Raw genomic sequence first — 18290 nt, forward strand, 5'->3', positions numbered from 1 at the left:
CCGCCTTTCAAACATGTCACAACAATATCAATGGCTTTCGCCAGGTCACCGCTTCGCTTGCCCAGTTGATCGCATGCGGCAATCCTCTGCCTAGCAGCTGTCCCACTCGGCTCCCATGCGTGAAAGACAACAAAGATAATCGTTCTACGCAAGGGATGCGGCTACTTCCGGCTCCTCTCCATATGCTTGCTGCGGACGAGCCGCCCGAAGACGGTCTTGGTTTAATATTGGGTTCGGAATTGGATTCGGGAATGGACAAGGGATGTTCCTCCCATCGATGTAAGGCTTGCTGTAGGGTTTGTACTGGCCAGCAGGAAGTCGGCCGTACCTCCGGATTCGGCACCGGAACTGCCTTTGTCGAAGCTTATGTTTAAGGGGTATTGATACACTCTATGTACGACTTATGTATTCCCCGCAGCGTGGTGTGGATAAGTAAAGATCCGGCTGCGGGGTAGTGAGCTTTTCCTGACGATTAGATGTGAAGATGGTGCTGCATGAGGCTCAAAGAATGCTCCGTGTGGCATGAACGGGACAGCCCTTGGATTAGCGGTGAATTCCATGCTGACTGACGGTACCGCAGGCAGCATGGGGAGAAAATCTTCCAATGGGGTAAAAACGTTATCTTAACATCAGAGCCACACGGCCTCAGGAAGGCACTTCCATGCCTCTTGCCGGGACGCTCACCTGCTTGGCCGAGCTTAGGTCGTTACCAGCAAATCCTGGGTCTCATGAGAGATCACCTGCTGTATACTGGACTTGATAATGTCGCAGCCGGCGGCAAGATGCTCCATCGATACGGTCAGCGGAGGCATGATCTTCAGCACGTGGTCTCCTCTGCCGGCTCTTTCAATGATGAGCCCGTTCTCGAAGCTGATCTCCGTCATCCGCTTCGCCCCGGCTTCATCCGTGAAGCCCGAGACGTCAATGCCCCAGATCAGGCCGAGTCCGCGGATCGCGATCGACGGATGCAAAGGCTTGATTTCTTTGTCAAGGAACGAGCGTACAAACTCTTCCTTCTGCTTCACCTCGGCGTCCAGGGCGGCTCTGTCCCGGAACTCGAGAGCGGCCTTGGCGGCCACAAAAGCGAGCTGGTTGCCGCGGAAGGTGCCGTTGTGCTCGCCCGGCGTCCAGAGATCCAGTTCAGGCTTCAGCAGCAGGAGGGACATTGGCAGGCCGTACCCGCTGATCGACTTCGACAGGGTAATGAGATCCGGCTCGATCCCCGCACGTTCGAAGGAGAAGAATTCGCCTGTCCGGCCGCAGCCGACTTGAATCTCGTCGGTAATGAGCAGGATATCGTGCCTGCGGCAAAGCTGCTGCAGCCCTCGCAGCCACTGCGCATCGGCGACGTGAATTCCGCCTTCGGCTTGTACCGTTTCAAGCAGGATGGCGGCCGGCTTGTCGATTCCGGAGTGCGAATCAGTCAGGATATTCTCGATATAGCCGAGCGTATCCATTTCTGCGAAAGCCCCACTCGGGTGCGGCATGAACGTAACGCCGCCCAGAGGAAGCCCCGCCCCTTCCCTCATTGACTTGGAGCTTGTTGCCGACAGGCTGCCAAGCGACATGCCGTGGAAGCCTCCCATGAATGCGAATATCCCGTTTCTCTTCTTCGCCTTGCGTGCGAGCTTCAAGGCCGCTTCCACCGCGTTCGTCCCCGTCGGACCGCAGAATTGAAGCTTGTAATTCAGCTTCTTCGGCTTCAGGATCCGCTCCGAGAAGCTTTGGATGAATTCACGCTTGGCCATTGTATACATATCCAGACCGTGCATAATCCGGTCGGAGGTCAAGTAATCGAGAACCCGGTCCTTGATATAATCGTTGTTATGACCGTAATTCAGTGCCCCAGCACCTGCAAAAAAATCAATATATGCTCTTCCGTCCTCAGAATATAAGAGGTCCCCCTTGGCCCGGTCGAATACCACCGGAAAGCTTCTGCAGTAAGATCTTACATTGGATTCCAGTTTTTCAAAAATGCTCACGCGCTTCATCCTCCATCGGAATTGGGATAAGGTTGGTTACAACCTTTCTGAACCTTCTGACGTCATGGAGCAACATATTCTCGGCTGTCATTTTCCACCATTGTCGGTCCCCGCATGCAGGCTTTCTAGTAGCCAGTGGACTGGTCTCTCTCGCACAGCTTGAATAGGTATAAAAACCCTTCAATTCTATGCCCTATCATAATAGGAAATATGATCCAAATAGAATTATATCAAAGTTTCGAAGAATGCATAGTAAAGCTTTAGTCTAATTTGAATATTTTGCCATATAAGTGCGAATAAAGAAGAAACGTTGGGAATGGTTTGCCATCAATCGAGGAATTCGACGCGTGTCGACATTCAAAGGGGGGCCCGATTTGGGGTATATTACCTGTATACATTCTCTGCTGGTGCTCCGAATCCTTGCGTTTTCGATAACTTAACATGGTTACCTCATGAATTTCCGGAAGCCTGGCTGGAAACGTGACTGGATGTCAGCTGGATATTCGGCTGGAAAATCCATTGTCTACTGAAACATTCATAACATTCTGTCCAATAATTGATTCTATTTGGTTAATTATTCAGTGATATCTACGAACTTCGCAAACAAGTATAAAAATGGATGGATGTATGAACCTCTAGCCTCCTTGGGTCGTAGGGTTCGAGTCAGTTCCATCCTCTCTCATTTCACTCATAATCCGATCCCGTGGGCTCATAATGCGTCTAACTCGATCTTTACTAACATGTGTATAGCCTACCGTGATTCCGAACTTTGATGCCAAGATGCTCTTGAATGTATCGTAAATCCGTACCGGCTTCCAGTAAGTGAGTGGCGAACGAATGACGAAGTGAATGGACGGTATCTGGTTTTAAATTGAAGCCCTTGCCATCCCCTCCCCAAAAGCCTTTTGTACCGTTCGCTCCGCAAATACCGCTTATACTCACCTTACTCACTCTTCCCTAGAATATCGAGGCTGTGTAATATTGGTTGGAAATATTAACTTACATAGAGATGCCCCGTTACTTTCGGTAAAAACATAACGATGGCTTATTCTCATCATTACGAGTCAATGTGTCCTTATTAGGTGAATCCAGTCCATATTTGTCTTGCAGAAACCTTATCAACTTGCAGATAGATGTTTACCTGTTCATCACTCTGTATGCTGCGGTCATCAAGACAATGAGTCGTAAATTCCCCTTATATAAGTTGTGATTACTTGATCATAATCGGGATACATGTATCCGTGATGTTCAGCTACAGCTTTCGAGTATTTCCGAAATAGCTCACAGCAAGCAAATAAAGATTGCCACATGCTTGGATAGCTGCTCTCAGCATACGTTGCGAGTAACGTCTCCCAATCTTCAGGTGGCAAGTAACGATCTATAAACTTATAGTTTTTCCCCACGCTAAAGGTATAACCTCGCTCTGCGCCAATGTGCCATGCCATCATTCTTAGCAAATTAGGACGGGCGACTTCGTGCAGATGGTCAATGGCGAACAGGATTTCTTTACGCTCCAATCCCTTTACAACGTAGGTCGACACCATCCAAAACTCATTGCAGCAGTCATCGTATTCTCTTGCGCTCGGTTTCTTGATCCAGTATTGGCTGTCATTCGGCACAACTTTATTAGGAATAAGCGTATCCTTATCAAGCAGTACCTCAACCAAGCCGTCATTATCGGTGAAATAAGCTTCGACTTCATTCAAAGGGATCAGTGTCAGGTCTAATTTGTTGCCATCCTCGAACAAGATAAGATAGGAAAACCAATTTCCGAGTTCGGGTGGAAACAGCTCCATGTTCTCAGGTTTTTGCATCATTAATCGTGCCCCGAATGCATCCAGCCATTGATCGTTCGCTTTGAAGGAATCGAGATTGGTCACAAAATAAGAAATATCGTAATCCTGGTAAGTATCGGGGGTTATATTTTTGTTCGTGCGCGAGCCTTCCAAGGTTACCAATCGGATACGATCATCCTGCTTGGCAAACTCGATGAACATGTCCATCATTTCTCGTTCTTTTCTCAATAGGTTCAATTCTCCCTTCTTTTGCAACTATACATGAATTTAGAATATTTTAAGTTTTATAAACATCATATCCTCTATAAAAAACTCGAATGAATACTATTATTTTGACAATTTATCAAATAATCTCGAAATCATTTACAAATATATATAAAATAAATCAAATATTGTTTTGTTCATGTTAGTTTTTTCCGATAGACTGTACCCTGCATTGTTAATCTTTTCAATATATATAGGGGGTTTTGTTTGTGGGCAAAAAAATGCTTTCTGCTTTTTTGGCTGGGTTGATGTTATTTTTAATGATCCCAGTGACAACGGTTTTCGGGGCGGCAAAGGTTGGGGAGACATTGGTGAAGCCTGAAGAAGGATGGACAAGATATTCGTATAAGTCTCCTCAGATTACTTACTCCGGGAAAGGATGGCACGAATATGGAGGCATCGAATTTGAAACCGTCGCTAAAGATGCCGCCTTTAAATTTAACTTTACAGGCACTTCATTCCGTATTATTTCGATTAATTATAGCACTGCCTCGGATAATATTTCGGTTATCATTGACGGTAAAGAGGCAAAAACACTTTCATTAAAAGGACCTTCGGATTATACACATAGACTGAAATATGAGGTTACCGGATTGTCCGATAAAGAACATTCCGTGCAATTTATTAACAATAAAGATAATGAATATATTATTCTTCAAGGAATCGATCTTCCGGCTTCGGCAGAGTTGAAACCTTTCAACCCTGACATTCCTTTTACTGAACCGGTTCTGGACGTTACGTCTGTTTCGGATCGCGTGTATCTTAACGAAGAGTTTACAGTGCAGCTAGCGTTAAACACCGTGCAAAATATTTATGCAGAAGATTTTACGATCGACTACGACAAAACTCGTTTTCAACTCGTTGGCTTCGAAACGACTGACAAAATGATGATCGTGCATCACAGTGATGATCCATTGCGGTTTATTACGGCAAGTAAGGGTAAAGCTAATGGGATCAATGGCGACGGCGTTCTCTTACATCTAAAATTCAAGGCAATCGGCTTAGGAAAAGGCAAGGTAGATGCGACCAAGGCGAAAATTGCGGACAATGGAAAAACTGAACTCACATTAGCAACCGAGAATGTCGGTGAGAAAACGATTGAAGTTATCGCGAACGCCAATACGGATTTTAGCCTGAAACACCTGGGACAACTCGCTTACTATTATGAGGATGATAAGTCCAATCTTACTACCGATTTGAAAGATTTGTTAGGACAAGCTGGTTCTATCGGTGATGTGGATCTTAATAAACTCGTACAAGAGATTTTGGCGAATCCGAACTATGATTTCAATAAATAATAACGAAAAAACTTATGCTCACGGAAGGTTTCCCGTATAAGAAATCTCCGTAGCATAAGCTGCAACTGGCGTCGGCATCAAACCGGCGTCAGTTTTTTCTGTTCCATTTACAGAAATATGATTCCGTTCCTCTAACATCTACTATAAAATAAAGTATGTTATCGTAGGAATCTCCTACTATGATTGCCGTTGGACTTATGAATTGGAGGAGAAATCGATGACGTGTGAAAATAGGCAATTTCCAAACAGTATCTTTAATATTGATCGTACCTATACCGCACATCTGATGAAGGCGATCGAAGCGGCTCAGGCGAAAGCGGATGAGTTGGGTCTGGATCTCAGCAACTGCTCCATAGACTGTCGGGAGGAGCGTCTAGCACAACAGTCCGATTCCCGCATCCTCTCGTTCTGGTTCTATTCGGAGGATCTAGTAGACTGGATGGAAGGGTTCAGCGAGAACTTTTATGATTTTTCAGTTGCGATTGACCCCGATACAGGACAAGTCATCCAGAGCCTTGGACCGAGCCGACGATCTGCTTACATGAAGGATAACTCTTAGGATTTCACCGGATAATCGTACTCGTGCTGCAGAATAGAGAATAAATAGGAATCGTGATACATCCCTTTGCTCCATAAATGTTCCCTTAAATGCCCCTCCTGCATCATGCCGAGCCTTCTCATGACATTTGCGGAGGCGATGTTATCAGGACGACAGGTGGCATAAATGCGATGCACATTGAGGGTTTCGAATCCAAACCTGAGCAAGGCATGCGCCGCTTCTGTCGCATATCCTTGTCCGTGATAATCACGGTTGAAACAATACCCAATCTCGGCATTACTTCCTTGCAGGTATATCCCACAGCCGCCAATGAATGTATTCGTATCCTTCAATATAACGCCGAACTCATAATGGCTTCGCTCGGCAGCTTGCTGTTGCTCGAGCTGTTCCTCCATATATGCTTTCGTATCCGCTTCGGAATTCGGGCCCCAAAGCATATATTTCGTTACTTCAGGATTGGAGGCGTATTCATGCACGTCTAGCCAATCGTCTCTACGCAAATCGCGGATAAGCAATCGTGGCGATTCCAACTTCATGAGGCATCTTCCTTTATGATTATTTTGTGGGCAGCTCTATGTTAACTTACCGTGTCATCTGAATGTCCTCATATTTCTGAAATGTCTTATTCTGATCGTCCCGCGCATACAGCCGGATCTCATGAACGTCAAAGGTTTGTCTATCCTGAAAATGTGGAAATAGTGTTCGCTCCATTTCTTCGAGAATCTCTTCCGACAAACTTGATTTTTTGGCAACCGTTATATGAGGGATATACAAATTCAATTCGAAGCAACGCTTCGTTTGTTCTTCAGTCGGCTCAAATACGGCGACAAGCTTTCGATGTAATTCGATTAATTCGGGAGAGTCAGCCCCTATATATAACACGTCCTTATCACCGAAATAGCGGAGCTCGCCAACGGATACGGAAAACGGACGAAATCCTTCTATTATTCTCTTACATTCGGACATCCAATTCACAGGCATTATCGTTCCTGTCCCGTACGAAAGTTTAACTGTAATATGCGGTTCAACCCCAGAGTAATGATATTGATTGCGCACCGACATCAATTTTTCATAAATGCTCAAAGGTGGAACAATTCCGAAAAAATACTTCATAGCATCCACTCCATTCATCCTGATAACTAGCACGCAAAATAGCTCTCACCCGCTACTAATTGACTCTCCCATCGATCCCGACGCCATCCATTCGCTGACATTGCGGTTAGGAGGTATCGTCAATCTGCCATCCAGCGAAAAAAAAGATGTAACACGATCTGAGGTCTCATGCGTTACGATCCTTCAAGAACCAGTTGGTAAATGACTTCGTCGTCTTGATTATGCTCCTGTTGGTTCACAAAGCCAATGCTTTCATAAAGCCGCTGAGCCAGCTTGTTGTCCTGCTCAACCGTTAGGGAAATAAGCTTACACGAAGGATGAGTCTCACAAATGAATTCAATGATCCTTTTCATTGCCTGCTTACCGTAGCCTTTTCCTTGGCAAGACTTATCGATTTGAAAGCCGCCAATCCAGTAATTATCTGCGCTATTCGGTGTATAGCTGATGTAGAAAAATCCGATCGTAATCTCTTCATCACATACAAGAAAGGGATCCAGCGCCTCATCCCAAGGCTTGATATATGCATACGTCAGCGCTTCATAAATAGAAGGTACGAATGGCACTTGCTCCTCATGAATCTTAATTTGAATAGCAGTCTCCCAATTATCCCGCGTAACAGGATGGATAAATAGTTTTTTCATAGTTGATCTCCTCATGCTAGTCTAGTTATCAAGTACGTTATGTATCTCGTTCCTATTCATATTCCTTAGTTCATGCCCTATTTACGTGAGCCAGCATCGTGATGGACGTTCCCACCTCACCTACTGCCTTGAACCCGAATCGCTGATACAATTTCACGGCTGCCGCATTGTCTGGATCTACGCTTAAGGATACGCGTTCAACTCCCTGCTCGCTCAATCCAGCAAACAATTTCTTCATTAAAGCGCTTCCTAATCCTTGTCCGCGATAAGCCGGTAAAATCGCCATTCCCAGTTCCGGCACTTCGCTGCTTACAAATCCGTACCCTGGTTTATCCTCACTAAAGTATCTCACCGTGATAGAGCCAATGGATTCGCCTTCGGCATTTTCAGCGATATAACCCAGATCGCCTTCCCTGCCCCAATCTTCCGCATATTGAATCTTGTTAACCCTACTATCGACAGCTTATCAATGCGTGCATGTAAATTCGTAATATGAGCGATAAATTGCTGCAGCACTTGTTCCGTAATCGTGGTCTTATAAAAATCCACCCATATCTTCAATCTCCTGTTGGTGTGAAGGATAAACTCCTCTTCTTGCTTCATCAGTTCGAACAACTTTTCTGTATCCGAATAATGGCTTCCGTACTTCAGGCAGTGGATTTCCCCACCCTTGTAATAGTAAGGAAATATCGATCCACCAGGAGATTTCATACTGAATCACTTCCCTCTCTGATCTAAGAGTTATTCGAACGAAAATCCTGTATTACTTTCTTTACAAATGCTTCCTTTCCTACGGTGTAAGCGAGTTCGTCATTGCTTTATAACGCTGCGAGGCTCTGCTTTAGCTCGACATATTCTTGTGCAAGATTCGGATTGGCTCTTAATTGGTCTCTGAATATAAATAGCGCATTCCATTTCTCGCTATTATGAACAACGACGTGCAGAAAGTGAGTCTTAACCAGATTTTCGAGGCTTGAAAATTTGGCATACACGACTTCGTCCTCAAGCTGTACCTGTAGTCTATAATATTGATGCTCCCTCAGGCGTTTATCATTAAATGTTGATATGTCCCCAAGATCGTTTACGCCGACTGCCATATCCACGATCGGTTTCGCCTGAATTCCGATTGCCGTACTTCCCACGTGCTGAATGTCAATTACACAATCGCCCAATATAGGGGTGAGAATCGCTTTCTCTTCCTGAAAAGATTCAACGCAATATGGATCATAGTTATGGATATGGATATGGATGGTTCCTTTCGAAAGACCCAGCATTGTTTCATACCTCCCGTTTCGTTCCTCTTCACAACAATAACGCGACCCGGACTTAGATAAGATTATCTCAAGTCGGGTCGCGCGTCGCTATGTCATATTCCACTATTATACAATAACTTCATTCTCTCTTAGAAGCTTTCTTCGATAAACTTTCGTTTGCGCCCGGTCAATAGATATAGCACCGGAACGAAGATAAGCGTCAGCAGTGTTGATGTCGTTAAACCACCGATAACCGTGATGGCCAGTCCACCCGAAATCAAGCTTGTCGTCGAATGCGACAAGGCAAGCGGCATCAGCGCCAAAATGGTGGCAAAGGCTGTCATCAGTATCGGTCTCAGACGCGTCGCACACGCTTCGACGATCGCTTCCTGCAGCTCCATGCCAGACTTCGCATTCCGTTCAACGCGATCCAGCATGACGACCGCATTCGTGACGACAATGCCGACGAGCATCAGCACACCGATCATTGAGCTCATGGATAACGTCTGTCCTGTAACGAGCAAGGCGCCGAACGAGCCGATTTGAACGAACAGCAGCGAAGACAGAATAATCAATGGCGTCAGCAGCCCGCCAAATGTTACGGTCATCACGGTTTCGTCAAATAGTCGTCCGTCCCCAGATGAAGTCCCTTGATTTTATGATCCTGATCGCCTTTGGCGGTAATCATCAATATCGGAAACTCCCCTTGTTCGCGCAGCTTGCGGCATAACTCCCATCCATCCAGCTTGGGCATCATAATGTCGAGAATAACCATATCAAATGGGCGCCCTTCGGCAGCGTATTTCCACGTATCCTCGCCATTAGAGATTTCGATAATTTCGAACCCTTCATCGGTCAAATGCAAGAATGGCTAAGTCTTTCGATTCGGAAATTCTTATCAGTTTCACCTTTTTTATATTCTTGAGCCCATAAAAAAAAGCGCAGCATTGAAATCATGTGCGCTAATGAACTTGCATGATAAAACATTCATGATAAAACATTCATGATAGATCTTTCATAGTAGTATATGCATTTCCGATTCAGTATTGTCTGGCGAGCGTACGTGTTAAGGTACAATTCAAAATATCCGTTACTTGCACGGTCTGTTCGTTAATAAAGAAATGCCCGCCTGGAAGCATATGTACGGTGCAATCAGCCGAGCTGTGCTGCTCCCAAGCATGCAAATCTGGCAAGGAGATTGCATCCTCCTCCCCGCTTAATACAGAAATGTTGCAGGAAAGTTTGCCCAGACGCTCTTCATATTGATACAAATCCACAAGTCTGAAATCCGTCCTCAATACGGGAAGAAACAGCGTTAAAAGCTCTTTATTCTCGAGCAACTCTTTGGGCGTTCCCCCTAATCGAATAATCTCATCCAGAAACTCATCGTCCGGGAGATCGTAATATTTCGTCCGTCTGCTTTCGATATGCGGTGCTCTACGCCCGGAGAAAAAGATATGCTCGGGCTCGGGTCGCTTCAGCTCCGATATTTTGTGCGCGAGATCATAAGCAATCCAGCTTCCCATACTGTGCCCGAATATCGAGTAGGGGCCTTCATCAAGCTGACTTTCGATCTTGCGATACACGTCTTCGATCATGTCTTCGAAACTGTCATAGAACGGGGTTCCAAAATACTTGCCTCTGCCTGCCAATTCTACGGGAATCAGTTCAATGCCCTCTGCCATATGGGCTTTCCACTTGTTATAAATCATGGCAGACGCTCCTGCATACGGGAAACAAAATAATTTCATCTCTGGCTTCATCTTTACCTCCTAAAATATATAGCTTTATATCTCTATACAAGCATTGATATGGCTCTGAGTTACAGTCGTGCTGGTACTGACATGCCCGTTCGCACCATCCGCATCAGCTCTTGCTCATGGTCTGGATGACAAGCAATCAGGTAAGGCTCCGAATGCATCCCTGTAAACGGTTTTCCATGGAAATGAATGACAGACCCTCCCGCTTCCTTAACCATCAGAATGCCTGAATACAAGTCATCTCCTTCGGATTTGTACAGCACGATTGCATCCAAATCCCCCTTGGCAAGCATAGACCATTGCAAGGTTGGAGCCCATAGGCGCATCATTCGCTTGCATCTTGTGTCAATATAATGGCGCAAGCCAACTGCGGTAGGATCCTGCTGTACCTTATGCCCTTGAATCCAGCCAATATTCCCTTTGTGCAAGCTAGGACAGCTCTTCACTTGCATTCGCTGGTCATTGCAATAGGCTCCATTCCCAACGGTTGCGTGAAATAGTCGATCCGTCATCGGCTCATACACTACGCCCACAACCGGTTCTTGTTGGTACATAACGGTAATGGAGCAGGAGAAAAGCGGCATACCAATTGCAAAATTATTTGTTCCGTCCAGCGGATCTACGAGCCATTGCCAATCACTGCTGACTCCAATAACCCCAGCTTCCTCACTATGGATTTGATGATCAGGGAAGGCAGCCTGTATTTCCTTCACAATGATTGCTTCCGCTAATAGATCAGCCTCTGTAACGACGTCTCCATGCTCATCCTTCATTTCCACGTGCGCCACTTGATCGAACAATTGCTTAATTGCCTGTCCAGCTTGTCGAGCCGCCTTGATCGCTACTTCTCTTGCATCCTGAATGACATGTTGATTCAGAATATAACCTCCTAACTATCTCGATCTATCTTCCATTTCTTGTATACAGTTTACTAGGTTCGAGTTAACTAGGCAATTCATAGATACATCATGTACAACATAATCATTTTGTAAAAGAAGGTGCCATTCCTTGCCTTGAGACAACCACACGAAAAAAAGACTCCCTTCTATAGAACAAAAGTTCATGTTCCTAAGTTACTAATCAGGGAGTCTTTGTGTACACAAGCGATTATATGATTAAACTGCTAATAGCGAATCCCATGCCAATGTATAGGAAACACAATAATATGCCAACTGCAGTATTCCGATTCTGCAACTGCTCAGCTACACTCATCTTCGGAGTAACGAGATCAAACAGCAAATACGTTGCGATCAAACAGATGTATCCAACGCCAAACCATAGTGCCATATGGATAATGGATGAGTTCGTAAAAGCCGACACACCGAGCACAATTGCCGTGCCCATGAACTTGCCGCCCATCGCAAGCCCTACTGCAACATTGCCCTTCTTCAATTCTTCGAAATCATTAAATGGCGTCAGCACACTGAACACATACATGCCGATAAATTGCAACGCCATGATCGTAAGAATACTGATCAAAATATTCACAAATATCATTCTGCCCACCCCCGGAATTTGGCCATCGCTAAATCATAGTCCACAAAATCATGAACTTCCTCCAGCATCACGCTGACCTTTTTCTTGTTTTTGAACTTCTGGTAACGCACGTCATCAATTGGCTGCTTCACCGTATGTCCGGATGGAAGTGTAATCACGGCGAATTGACGGTGTTTACTCTGGTACTCGGTTTTGTACACACCCACTAGTTCAACCTCGGCCTTCAAGTTGAGCTTCAGCTCCTTCAAATCTCTCTCGGCCGCTTCCTTGGATGAGTACGATTTAATCGGTTCCCATGAAGACAAATTAATATCGTTCCCCTTCTCGTTAATAGGGAGCATATTAGCTGTCATATACTTGAGTGTCCATACTTGATCACCAGTCGCATAATTGTTGTCATTCGGCAGCAGTTGATTATCCGGCAGGATTGTCATATCTCCTCCGATGATGTCTCCTACCTTAGCGCTCTCAATCTTATAATCCCAAGGTACCGTTGCTGTATCTAATTCTGTGGAATTGTCGTTACCCTCAGCTCCGAGATTAATGATGTACACGAAGAAAATAATTAGACAAGCAAATATCCCTAGCACAAGCAGATTGTTGATCATTCGTTTCTTTTTTTGCTGCTGAACACGAATGTCGTGATTTCGACTCCCGCTATTTCGATTCAGGCTCATTATTTTTTCACTCCAATCGCTATGAAATGGCTGTTATTCCCGGTAATAAGCCCGCCAACTCTGCCAAGTATCCCGCATGGCACCCCGTTGATGACGAACACACCCGTTAATAAATGAAAGGAGCCGTTATGCAAATCCACTTGTGCCATTTCGGCACGTTTTTGATAGACTCTGCTGAAGAATCGACTTGTATCAAATCCATCCTTATCTTCGGTTTCTACATTTCCTTGCGAATCGAATAGCCGCACAGAACCACCTTCGCGGCCGAACATCGACTTGGATACATAGCTTCCGTCAAAGACAGCTTTGTTGTATGTTGGCAGCATGTAATGCGCAATGACTGCATGCTCTTCCTGCGTGAACATTTCTGAGCCTAGTTCATGAATCGCCCAAATAACCGCCTGCAGTCCCTTCGATTGCAAAATGATCGCATGCGGTGAGTTCAGTATCGTTGTATACCCATTTTCAATGGAATAAGCAAGTGCTTCTCCACCTTCGTCAATGGCCATCCATTCCTTCGGGTACAGCGCGAACAGACTGCGTATCGTCTGCTCTCCTACCTTCAGCTCCCCTTGATCCACCCATAAATCCAGACAATCGATGCATCGCATCGGCAACTCTGAATGCTTAACGAGCATGTCAATCGTACCCGAATCTTCTGCATGCTCACCATAACCTACACATGCAGCATATTCAGGCGGATTACTCGCCCAGGCTTCCTTCACTCGCTTCGACATTTCATTATTCGGTGTCTCAAGTCCGTACTGCTTGCACACCCACGGTGTAGCAACAGCTGCTTCTACATACCCCGTTGGGGTATCTGCATTCAACTCCAACAGCTTAATCGATCCATTATGATCGATAGCAAAGTCAAACCGAGCATATTGACTCAGCTTACCTATTTCATTAGGCTCAATCTGCTCCAAGCCGTCCCATAACACTTCCGGAATCGAGAGGAGTTCATAGAGGTCTCTGCGACCGATAATAAAACGGGCAGCCTTGTCAAAGATGCTCCACAGCTTCGCCGACACCACATGCAGCTCCTGGCTCATGCCCGCATTGATTGCAATGACCTGATCTACCCAATATTGTTCCTCTTCGATATTCGCCCAGTTGAATCCGAGCTCTGCCAATTGCGCGACACGTTCTGCTCGATTCGGATGCGGCTGACCAATGACTTCAAATCCCATTATCCGCCGAACCACCCTCCGCTTTTGGAACCGCCTGACGAACTAAAGCTGCTTGATTTACCGCCGATTCCTCCAGGCGACGAGGAACTTGATTTACTTGATCCAACCGACGATCTGCGAATAATGGAACCCGAGCCGTTCGAAGTAGTAGGTCGAACCCTTGAATTCACGACAGGACGATTCTGAAAACTATCAGAGGAGAACGATTTCGCACGATAAGGTGAATTCGTCCGCGTATCATACACGCTACCGCCTGAAGACCAACTCGTAGAGGAATACGCGCTTCCTCGATTGAAGATCATGTGATAGAGCAGCATGTCATCCCAGCCAAATCCTCCGTGATGGACGTATGTCGTATGAGATGACCCTCCCCCTGACGAGCTGCCTCCTCCGGATGATCCGCTGCCAGTGCTCCCGCCAACACTACTGCCTTCTGATTGTTTCTCCTCAGGTACTGGAATGTTCCAGTCCATATTGGCATCGAAATACTGCTTTACTTCCTCTGTCGACCATTCAACCAGCTTCGCCTGATCAGACGGAGCTGCACTCTGTTGACCCATCGCAGACGAACTCATAAGCAGATTGGCGGCGAGCGCAACGCCCAGGGATGTGCTTAATACCTTGAGCGGCTTTGCCGAAGTCGTACAGGATTCAGTCGTCTCTGGACTTGTCGTCTTCTGCTCCTGTTCATTTCGTTCCATTATTCCTTCCCTGCTTTCCGGTATATTTTCAAGGCTTTCGAACTGACTCGACGAGCAATTCAAAATTGCCGGTGTTTACATTCAACCGGCCCTCCAGCATCTCATATTCCGCATCATTCACGAGCAAATAATTCGCATGTTCAAGCAGCTGCACCATACTGGTAGTCCATGCACGCTCGTCTATTTTCACCAGTTCTCCTGAAGACGTTTTTTCAAGAATTAGGATATTTAATTGCATGACACATTTCTCCCATCTTAAATGATGAAATAAACCACATTAGCTAACCTAGTATATCATTTTAGCGTACGAATTGTAGACAAGAACCTCTATTCCTGCATGAAAAAAACCGCTCCAAAGTAAATGGGTACTACAGTCCCTTTTACTTTAGAACGGTTTTCAATTTATTATAAGGAGAATACTTCCATAAACTATCGACATTATTATTCGTATCCCTTAGTTTATGCGTTTATCCCCTGCCAGGGAGAACTTCGACAATTAATGGTGCACTTGGGGTTAAGCCAAACCCATCAGCGATTATGGTAAGCATTTTGATATCTTCCAGTCTAGTAAAAACAACAACAAAAACATTTCCAAGACGATCTGCTCTTTCTTCTTGTATGATATTTCCTTGTTCATCCATCACAACAATCAGCGCGTTCGGAACAGTGTTAACGTAAAAATAAGACCTCTCAGCATATACATTACCTACAACTGTCGGAACTGGAGTAATACCTTGTACAGGCAGTAATGAGACGGTAACCTGCGTACTATCAACTAATCCCTTTACTCTAGTGCTAATAAAGAGTTCCGTATTATGCAGAACTTGCTCTTCTGACAAGGAAAATCCAAATTTACCCATGATATCACCACTACTTGAATCGATGACCATACCAAATTTGTCTTTTACAAATACTCTCGCATTTTGCGATGTCATCACTTCAAGTTTTCCCCCATCTTCATATACAGCAGCAGTAACAACAGTAGGCGCTTCAGCCTTTGAAGCTGATGCTGGCAAAACTGTAACTAAAGCAGGAGCGCTACTCCATTGATCACTAACCCTTGCAATTACTCCAAATTCGTCGCCCGCTTGATAATTTTGGGTTGATTCAATCCGAAACGTACCATCACTTGAATAAGTGCTGTACTCACCATATCCATTCAGAGATTTAACTACAACTGTAGCTCCAGGGACAGTTGTTCCCGTGAAAATAGGATTCACATCATAAACATCACCTAATATTATTGGGGTTTCTGTTGTTTTTGATGTTATGATTTTAATTGTAACCGGATCGCTTTCTTCTTTTCCGAAGGAATTAGCGGTAACTATTATTTCTTTCTGCCCTTTGATTGGGATTCTTCCCGAAAAAGCACCTGATTCTTCAGAATAAAGCGTCCACAAAAGAGTACCGTCCGTTTTCTTAAACTTGATACTTGAATATGGATCTGCTATACCAAATATTAAGTTACTTGCTTCCTTCATTTGATTCGGCAATTTTTTAGGCGGTTCTGTCTTACCTGTAATCGGTTTAGCAATAATATAAACGGGAATACTCTCTTTCTTTCCAATCTTTTTGATTGTGACTGTCAAGCGCTCAAGAGGGGATAAGGGATCAATAATTTGGAAACCCGCAGCGAAATTCCCCTGATTGTCCGTCTTTACAGTTTTAATTAGTTCCCCTTTCTCCGTATGTATTTCTACAATCGCATCAGGTTCTGATTTACCTGAAATCACACCACCACCACTATATACATCGCCAGTTACCGTTGGAATACTGACCCTTTCAGCAGACTGTATCGTAATCGGATACGCCTCACTTATTTTTTTCTTATGTCCGTTCGCAAAGACATAAACGTTATCACCTGGTTGAAGGTGGTGGCCATCTAAGGATAATCGAACAGATTTTTTATAAGCTTCTTTCTTCACGTTAATTTCAAGTACTTGAAATTTGCTATCCCTCACCGTAAATTGGGTATACTTCGGTGCTCTAATATCAACATAGCTTAACCCATCGTACACCGCAGCAGTAACAACGGTGAACTCGGTTTCCCCCTTGACGGGCTCAACCTCAATTTCAGTAGGATCGCTTACTGATAGCCCGTTGAACATAGCGTAGACTTTCAGTGTCTCATGTGGTGCTAGAGAATTATCTATCGCAAGCGCACATGCCCCATCCTCTACACCACGAGATTCCTTGCACTCAATAAATGAGCCATCTTGCTTCACTACAATCATATCTTGCAGTGTTGCTGCAATTTTTGAAGTTCCAATAATTCCGCCATCTTCATCTATATAACCATAAATCTTGGCACCCGAAGGCTTTCTGCCTTGCTTCACTGTTTTCTGCAGCGGTGCACTTACTTCTTTGCCATCTGCCTTAGCCGTGATTTCTATCGTATCGCCACCAGAAATCGAGAACATATGGATATTCGGGATATCGATAGTAAATTCACCATTTGCGTTCGATTTTTGTTCTGCGATTACCTTTCCTTGATGACGAATGGACACAGTAGTATTTTTCTCAGCTGAACCTGTAACCTGCGTGCCGGCCACATTATATATCTCTTCCGTTACGACAGGAGTAAGTGAAGCTATCTTCGGTGATTCTCCGTTATTTCCTGTGGAACCACCATTAGAGCCACCGCCTCCTGAACCTCCACTTCCAGATCCTCCAACTGAACCACTACCTCCGTTATTGATTCCATTGCTGTTCATAGTAGGCGGTATTGTTGTACCTTTATCATCTGTACCTGGTTTTGATTCCTCGGCTGAACCTTTTACCCACTTCAAGTATGTAGACTTATTCGTCATCATTTCGTTTGTCAGCAAAGCAATGGCTTGACGTTCTGCCGCCTCCTTTGGTTCGAAACGTATCGTACCATTCCCATTATCAATTCCCTTGATGAATCCGATATGCAATGCGATTTGAATCGAAGACTTGGCCCATTCAGTAACGGAACTCCAGTCCGATATTGCTTTATAATCCTTTTCATTAACAGACTGAGTATGCAAGCCCAGAGCACGGATAAATAGAACAGCGAGCTGTTCTCTCGTTACTTGATCTTGAGGAGAGAAAGTAGTTGCTGATGTTCCCTGAATAATTCCGGCTTTCACAAGCGCGCCAACAAAGCCAGCATACCAGCTGTCCTTAGGCACATCCTTGAATGCTTGGACAGAGGTTTGATCCTGTTCAAGACCTAAAGCAAGCACAATAAACTTAGATGCTTCTGCTCGCGTAATTACGCGTTTAGGGAAAAACTCCCCTGCGCCTTCTCCATCAACAATGCCTGCGCGCTGCAAATTTACAATTGCATCCTTAGCGTAGGAGTCATCAATGTCCCGGAAGGAAACTGATTTTACTTCTTTATGAGCTACTTGAGCTGCCACATGATTCGATAGCCCTCCAAATGCAGAGACAAATCCTAATGCACAGACGAGCAGGATTGATATTTGCCGCAGCGTGCTCTTCCGTTTTTTCTTTGCTAGCATATTTTGATAGTTACCCCTCTCTTTTTATAAACCTATCATTTGGTATAATTACACAACTTAGTATACATGGT

Annotated in this window: 22 protein-coding genes; 2 read left to right on the plus strand and 20 right to left on the minus strand. The window is 44.9% G+C overall.

Annotation, left to right across the window (positions count from 1 at the left end):
- Positions 1 to 16: 16 nt before the first annotated feature.
- The 4 genes from BLS15_RS07940 to ant(6) all read right to left on the minus strand — a co-directional run bounded on the left by BLS15_RS07940 (position 17) and on the right by ant(6) (position 4006).
- Complete coding sequence (locus BLS15_RS07940; RefSeq protein ID WP_028532286.1) at positions 17 to 259, minus strand: hypothetical protein; 243 nt, start codon at positions 257 to 259, stop codon at positions 17 to 19.
- Between the two features lie 439 nt (positions 260 to 698).
- Positions 699 to 1982, minus strand: coding sequence for a diaminobutyrate--2-oxoglutarate transaminase (gene ectB / locus BLS15_RS07945; protein WP_090511027.1), 1284 nt, complete (start codon positions 1980 to 1982; stop codon positions 699 to 701).
- A gap of 735 nt (positions 1983 to 2717) precedes the next feature.
- Positions 2718 to 2933, minus strand: a complete 216-nt coding sequence (locus tag BLS15_RS29785; RefSeq protein ID WP_175460741.1) for a tyrosine-type recombinase/integrase — start codon at positions 2931 to 2933, stop codon at positions 2718 to 2720.
- Between the two features lie 218 nt (positions 2934 to 3151).
- Positions 3152 to 4006 carry an aminoglycoside 6-adenylyltransferase gene (gene ant(6) / locus BLS15_RS07960; protein ID WP_090511029.1) on the minus strand — a complete coding sequence of 285 codons (855 nt, stop codon included), beginning with the start codon at positions 4004 to 4006 and terminating at the stop codon, positions 3152 to 3154.
- Positions 4007 to 4251: 245 nt separating this feature from the next.
- Here ant(6) and BLS15_RS07965 point away from each other — a divergent pair, with 245 nt between their 5' ends.
- Positions 4252 to 5340, plus strand: coding sequence for a cohesin domain-containing protein (locus BLS15_RS07965; protein WP_090511032.1), 1089 nt, complete (start codon positions 4252 to 4254; stop codon positions 5338 to 5340).
- Positions 5341 to 5557: 217 nt separating this feature from the next.
- Positions 5558 to 5899 carry a hypothetical protein gene (locus BLS15_RS07970; RefSeq protein WP_021255913.1) on the plus strand — a complete coding sequence of 114 codons (342 nt, stop codon included), beginning with the start codon at positions 5558 to 5560 and terminating at the stop codon, positions 5897 to 5899.
- Here BLS15_RS07970 and BLS15_RS07975 read toward each other — a convergent pair.
- From BLS15_RS07975 to BLS15_RS08050, 16 genes are all read right to left on the minus strand, one after another.
- A complete protein-coding gene (locus BLS15_RS07975; protein ID WP_021255914.1) occupies positions 5896 to 6435 on the minus strand; it encodes a GNAT family N-acetyltransferase in 540 nt (179 codons plus the stop codon). The genes BLS15_RS07970 and BLS15_RS07975 overlap by 4 nt on opposite strands.
- 46 nt (positions 6436 to 6481) lie before the next feature.
- Entirely contained in the window at positions 6482 to 7012 is a 531-nt protein-coding gene (locus BLS15_RS07980; RefSeq protein ID WP_175460742.1) for a 2'-5' RNA ligase family protein, read from the minus strand.
- A 173-nt stretch (positions 7013 to 7185) separates the two neighbouring features.
- The gene (locus BLS15_RS07985; RefSeq protein ID WP_090511038.1) at positions 7186 to 7653 is read right to left on the minus strand and encodes a GNAT family N-acetyltransferase; all 468 of its coding nucleotides are present in this window, start codon (positions 7651 to 7653) and stop codon (positions 7186 to 7188) included.
- Positions 7654 to 7723: 70 nt separating this feature from the next.
- Positions 7724 to 8092: a GNAT family N-acetyltransferase gene (locus BLS15_RS07990; RefSeq protein WP_090511041.1), complete on the minus strand. Its 369-nt coding sequence runs from the start codon at positions 8090 to 8092 to the stop codon at positions 7724 to 7726.
- Positions 8002 to 8364 carry a hypothetical protein gene (locus BLS15_RS07995; RefSeq protein WP_090511043.1) on the minus strand — a complete coding sequence of 121 codons (363 nt, stop codon included), beginning with the start codon at positions 8362 to 8364 and terminating at the stop codon, positions 8002 to 8004. The genes BLS15_RS07990 and BLS15_RS07995 overlap by 91 nt, the downstream gene beginning before the upstream one ends.
- A 107-nt stretch (positions 8365 to 8471) precedes the next feature.
- Positions 8472 to 8927 carry a GrpB family protein gene (locus BLS15_RS08000; protein ID WP_090511046.1) on the minus strand — a complete coding sequence of 152 codons (456 nt, stop codon included), beginning with the start codon at positions 8925 to 8927 and terminating at the stop codon, positions 8472 to 8474.
- 128 nt (positions 8928 to 9055) lie between these two features.
- Positions 9056 to 9514, minus strand: coding sequence for an efflux RND transporter permease subunit (locus BLS15_RS08005; protein WP_090511049.1), 459 nt, complete (start codon positions 9512 to 9514; stop codon positions 9056 to 9058).
- On the minus strand, positions 9514 to 9771 hold the full coding sequence (locus BLS15_RS08010; protein ID WP_090511052.1) for a response regulator: 258 nt from the start codon (positions 9769 to 9771) through the stop codon (positions 9514 to 9516). The genes BLS15_RS08005 and BLS15_RS08010 overlap by 1 nt, the downstream gene beginning before the upstream one ends.
- Before the next feature lie 175 nt (positions 9772 to 9946).
- On the minus strand, positions 9947 to 10669 hold the full coding sequence (locus BLS15_RS08015; RefSeq protein ID WP_090511055.1) for a thioesterase II family protein: 723 nt from the start codon (positions 10667 to 10669) through the stop codon (positions 9947 to 9949).
- 59 nt (positions 10670 to 10728) lie between these two features.
- Positions 10729 to 11547 carry an inositol monophosphatase family protein gene (locus BLS15_RS08020; RefSeq protein WP_368087122.1) on the minus strand — a complete coding sequence of 273 codons (819 nt, stop codon included), beginning with the start codon at positions 11545 to 11547 and terminating at the stop codon, positions 10729 to 10731.
- A gap of 226 nt (positions 11548 to 11773) precedes the next feature.
- A complete protein-coding gene (locus tag BLS15_RS08025; protein ID WP_021255924.1) occupies positions 11774 to 12163 on the minus strand; it encodes a DUF350 domain-containing protein in 390 nt (129 codons plus the stop codon).
- The gene (locus BLS15_RS08030; protein ID WP_090511060.1) at positions 12160 to 12840 is read right to left on the minus strand and encodes a hypothetical protein; all 681 of its coding nucleotides are present in this window, start codon (positions 12838 to 12840) and stop codon (positions 12160 to 12162) included. The genes BLS15_RS08025 and BLS15_RS08030 overlap by 4 nt, the downstream gene beginning before the upstream one ends.
- On the minus strand, positions 12840 to 14030 hold the full coding sequence (locus tag BLS15_RS08035; protein WP_028532276.1) for a glutathionylspermidine synthase family protein: 1191 nt from the start codon (positions 14028 to 14030) through the stop codon (positions 12840 to 12842). Before BLS15_RS08035 ends, BLS15_RS08030 begins: the two co-directional genes overlap by 1 nt.
- Positions 14030 to 14731, minus strand: a complete 702-nt coding sequence (locus BLS15_RS08040) for a hypothetical protein (protein WP_090511063.1) — start codon at positions 14729 to 14731, stop codon at positions 14030 to 14032. Before BLS15_RS08040 ends, BLS15_RS08035 begins: the two co-directional genes overlap by 1 nt.
- 28 nt (positions 14732 to 14759) lie before the next feature.
- Positions 14760 to 14969 (minus strand): hypothetical protein, encoded by a 210-nt coding sequence (locus tag BLS15_RS08045; RefSeq protein WP_090511066.1) that lies wholly within the window; start codon positions 14967 to 14969, stop codon positions 14760 to 14762.
- 229 nt (positions 14970 to 15198) lie between these two features.
- Positions 15199 to 18219 (minus strand): Ig-like domain-containing protein, encoded by a 3021-nt coding sequence (locus BLS15_RS08050; RefSeq protein ID WP_090511073.1) that lies wholly within the window; start codon positions 18217 to 18219, stop codon positions 15199 to 15201.
- Between the last annotated feature and the right edge of the window lie 71 nt (positions 18220 to 18290).

Source organism: Paenibacillus sp. cl6col, assembly GCF_900102125.1.
GTDB lineage: Bacteria > Bacillota > Bacilli > Paenibacillales > Paenibacillaceae > Paenibacillus_B > Paenibacillus_B suaedae.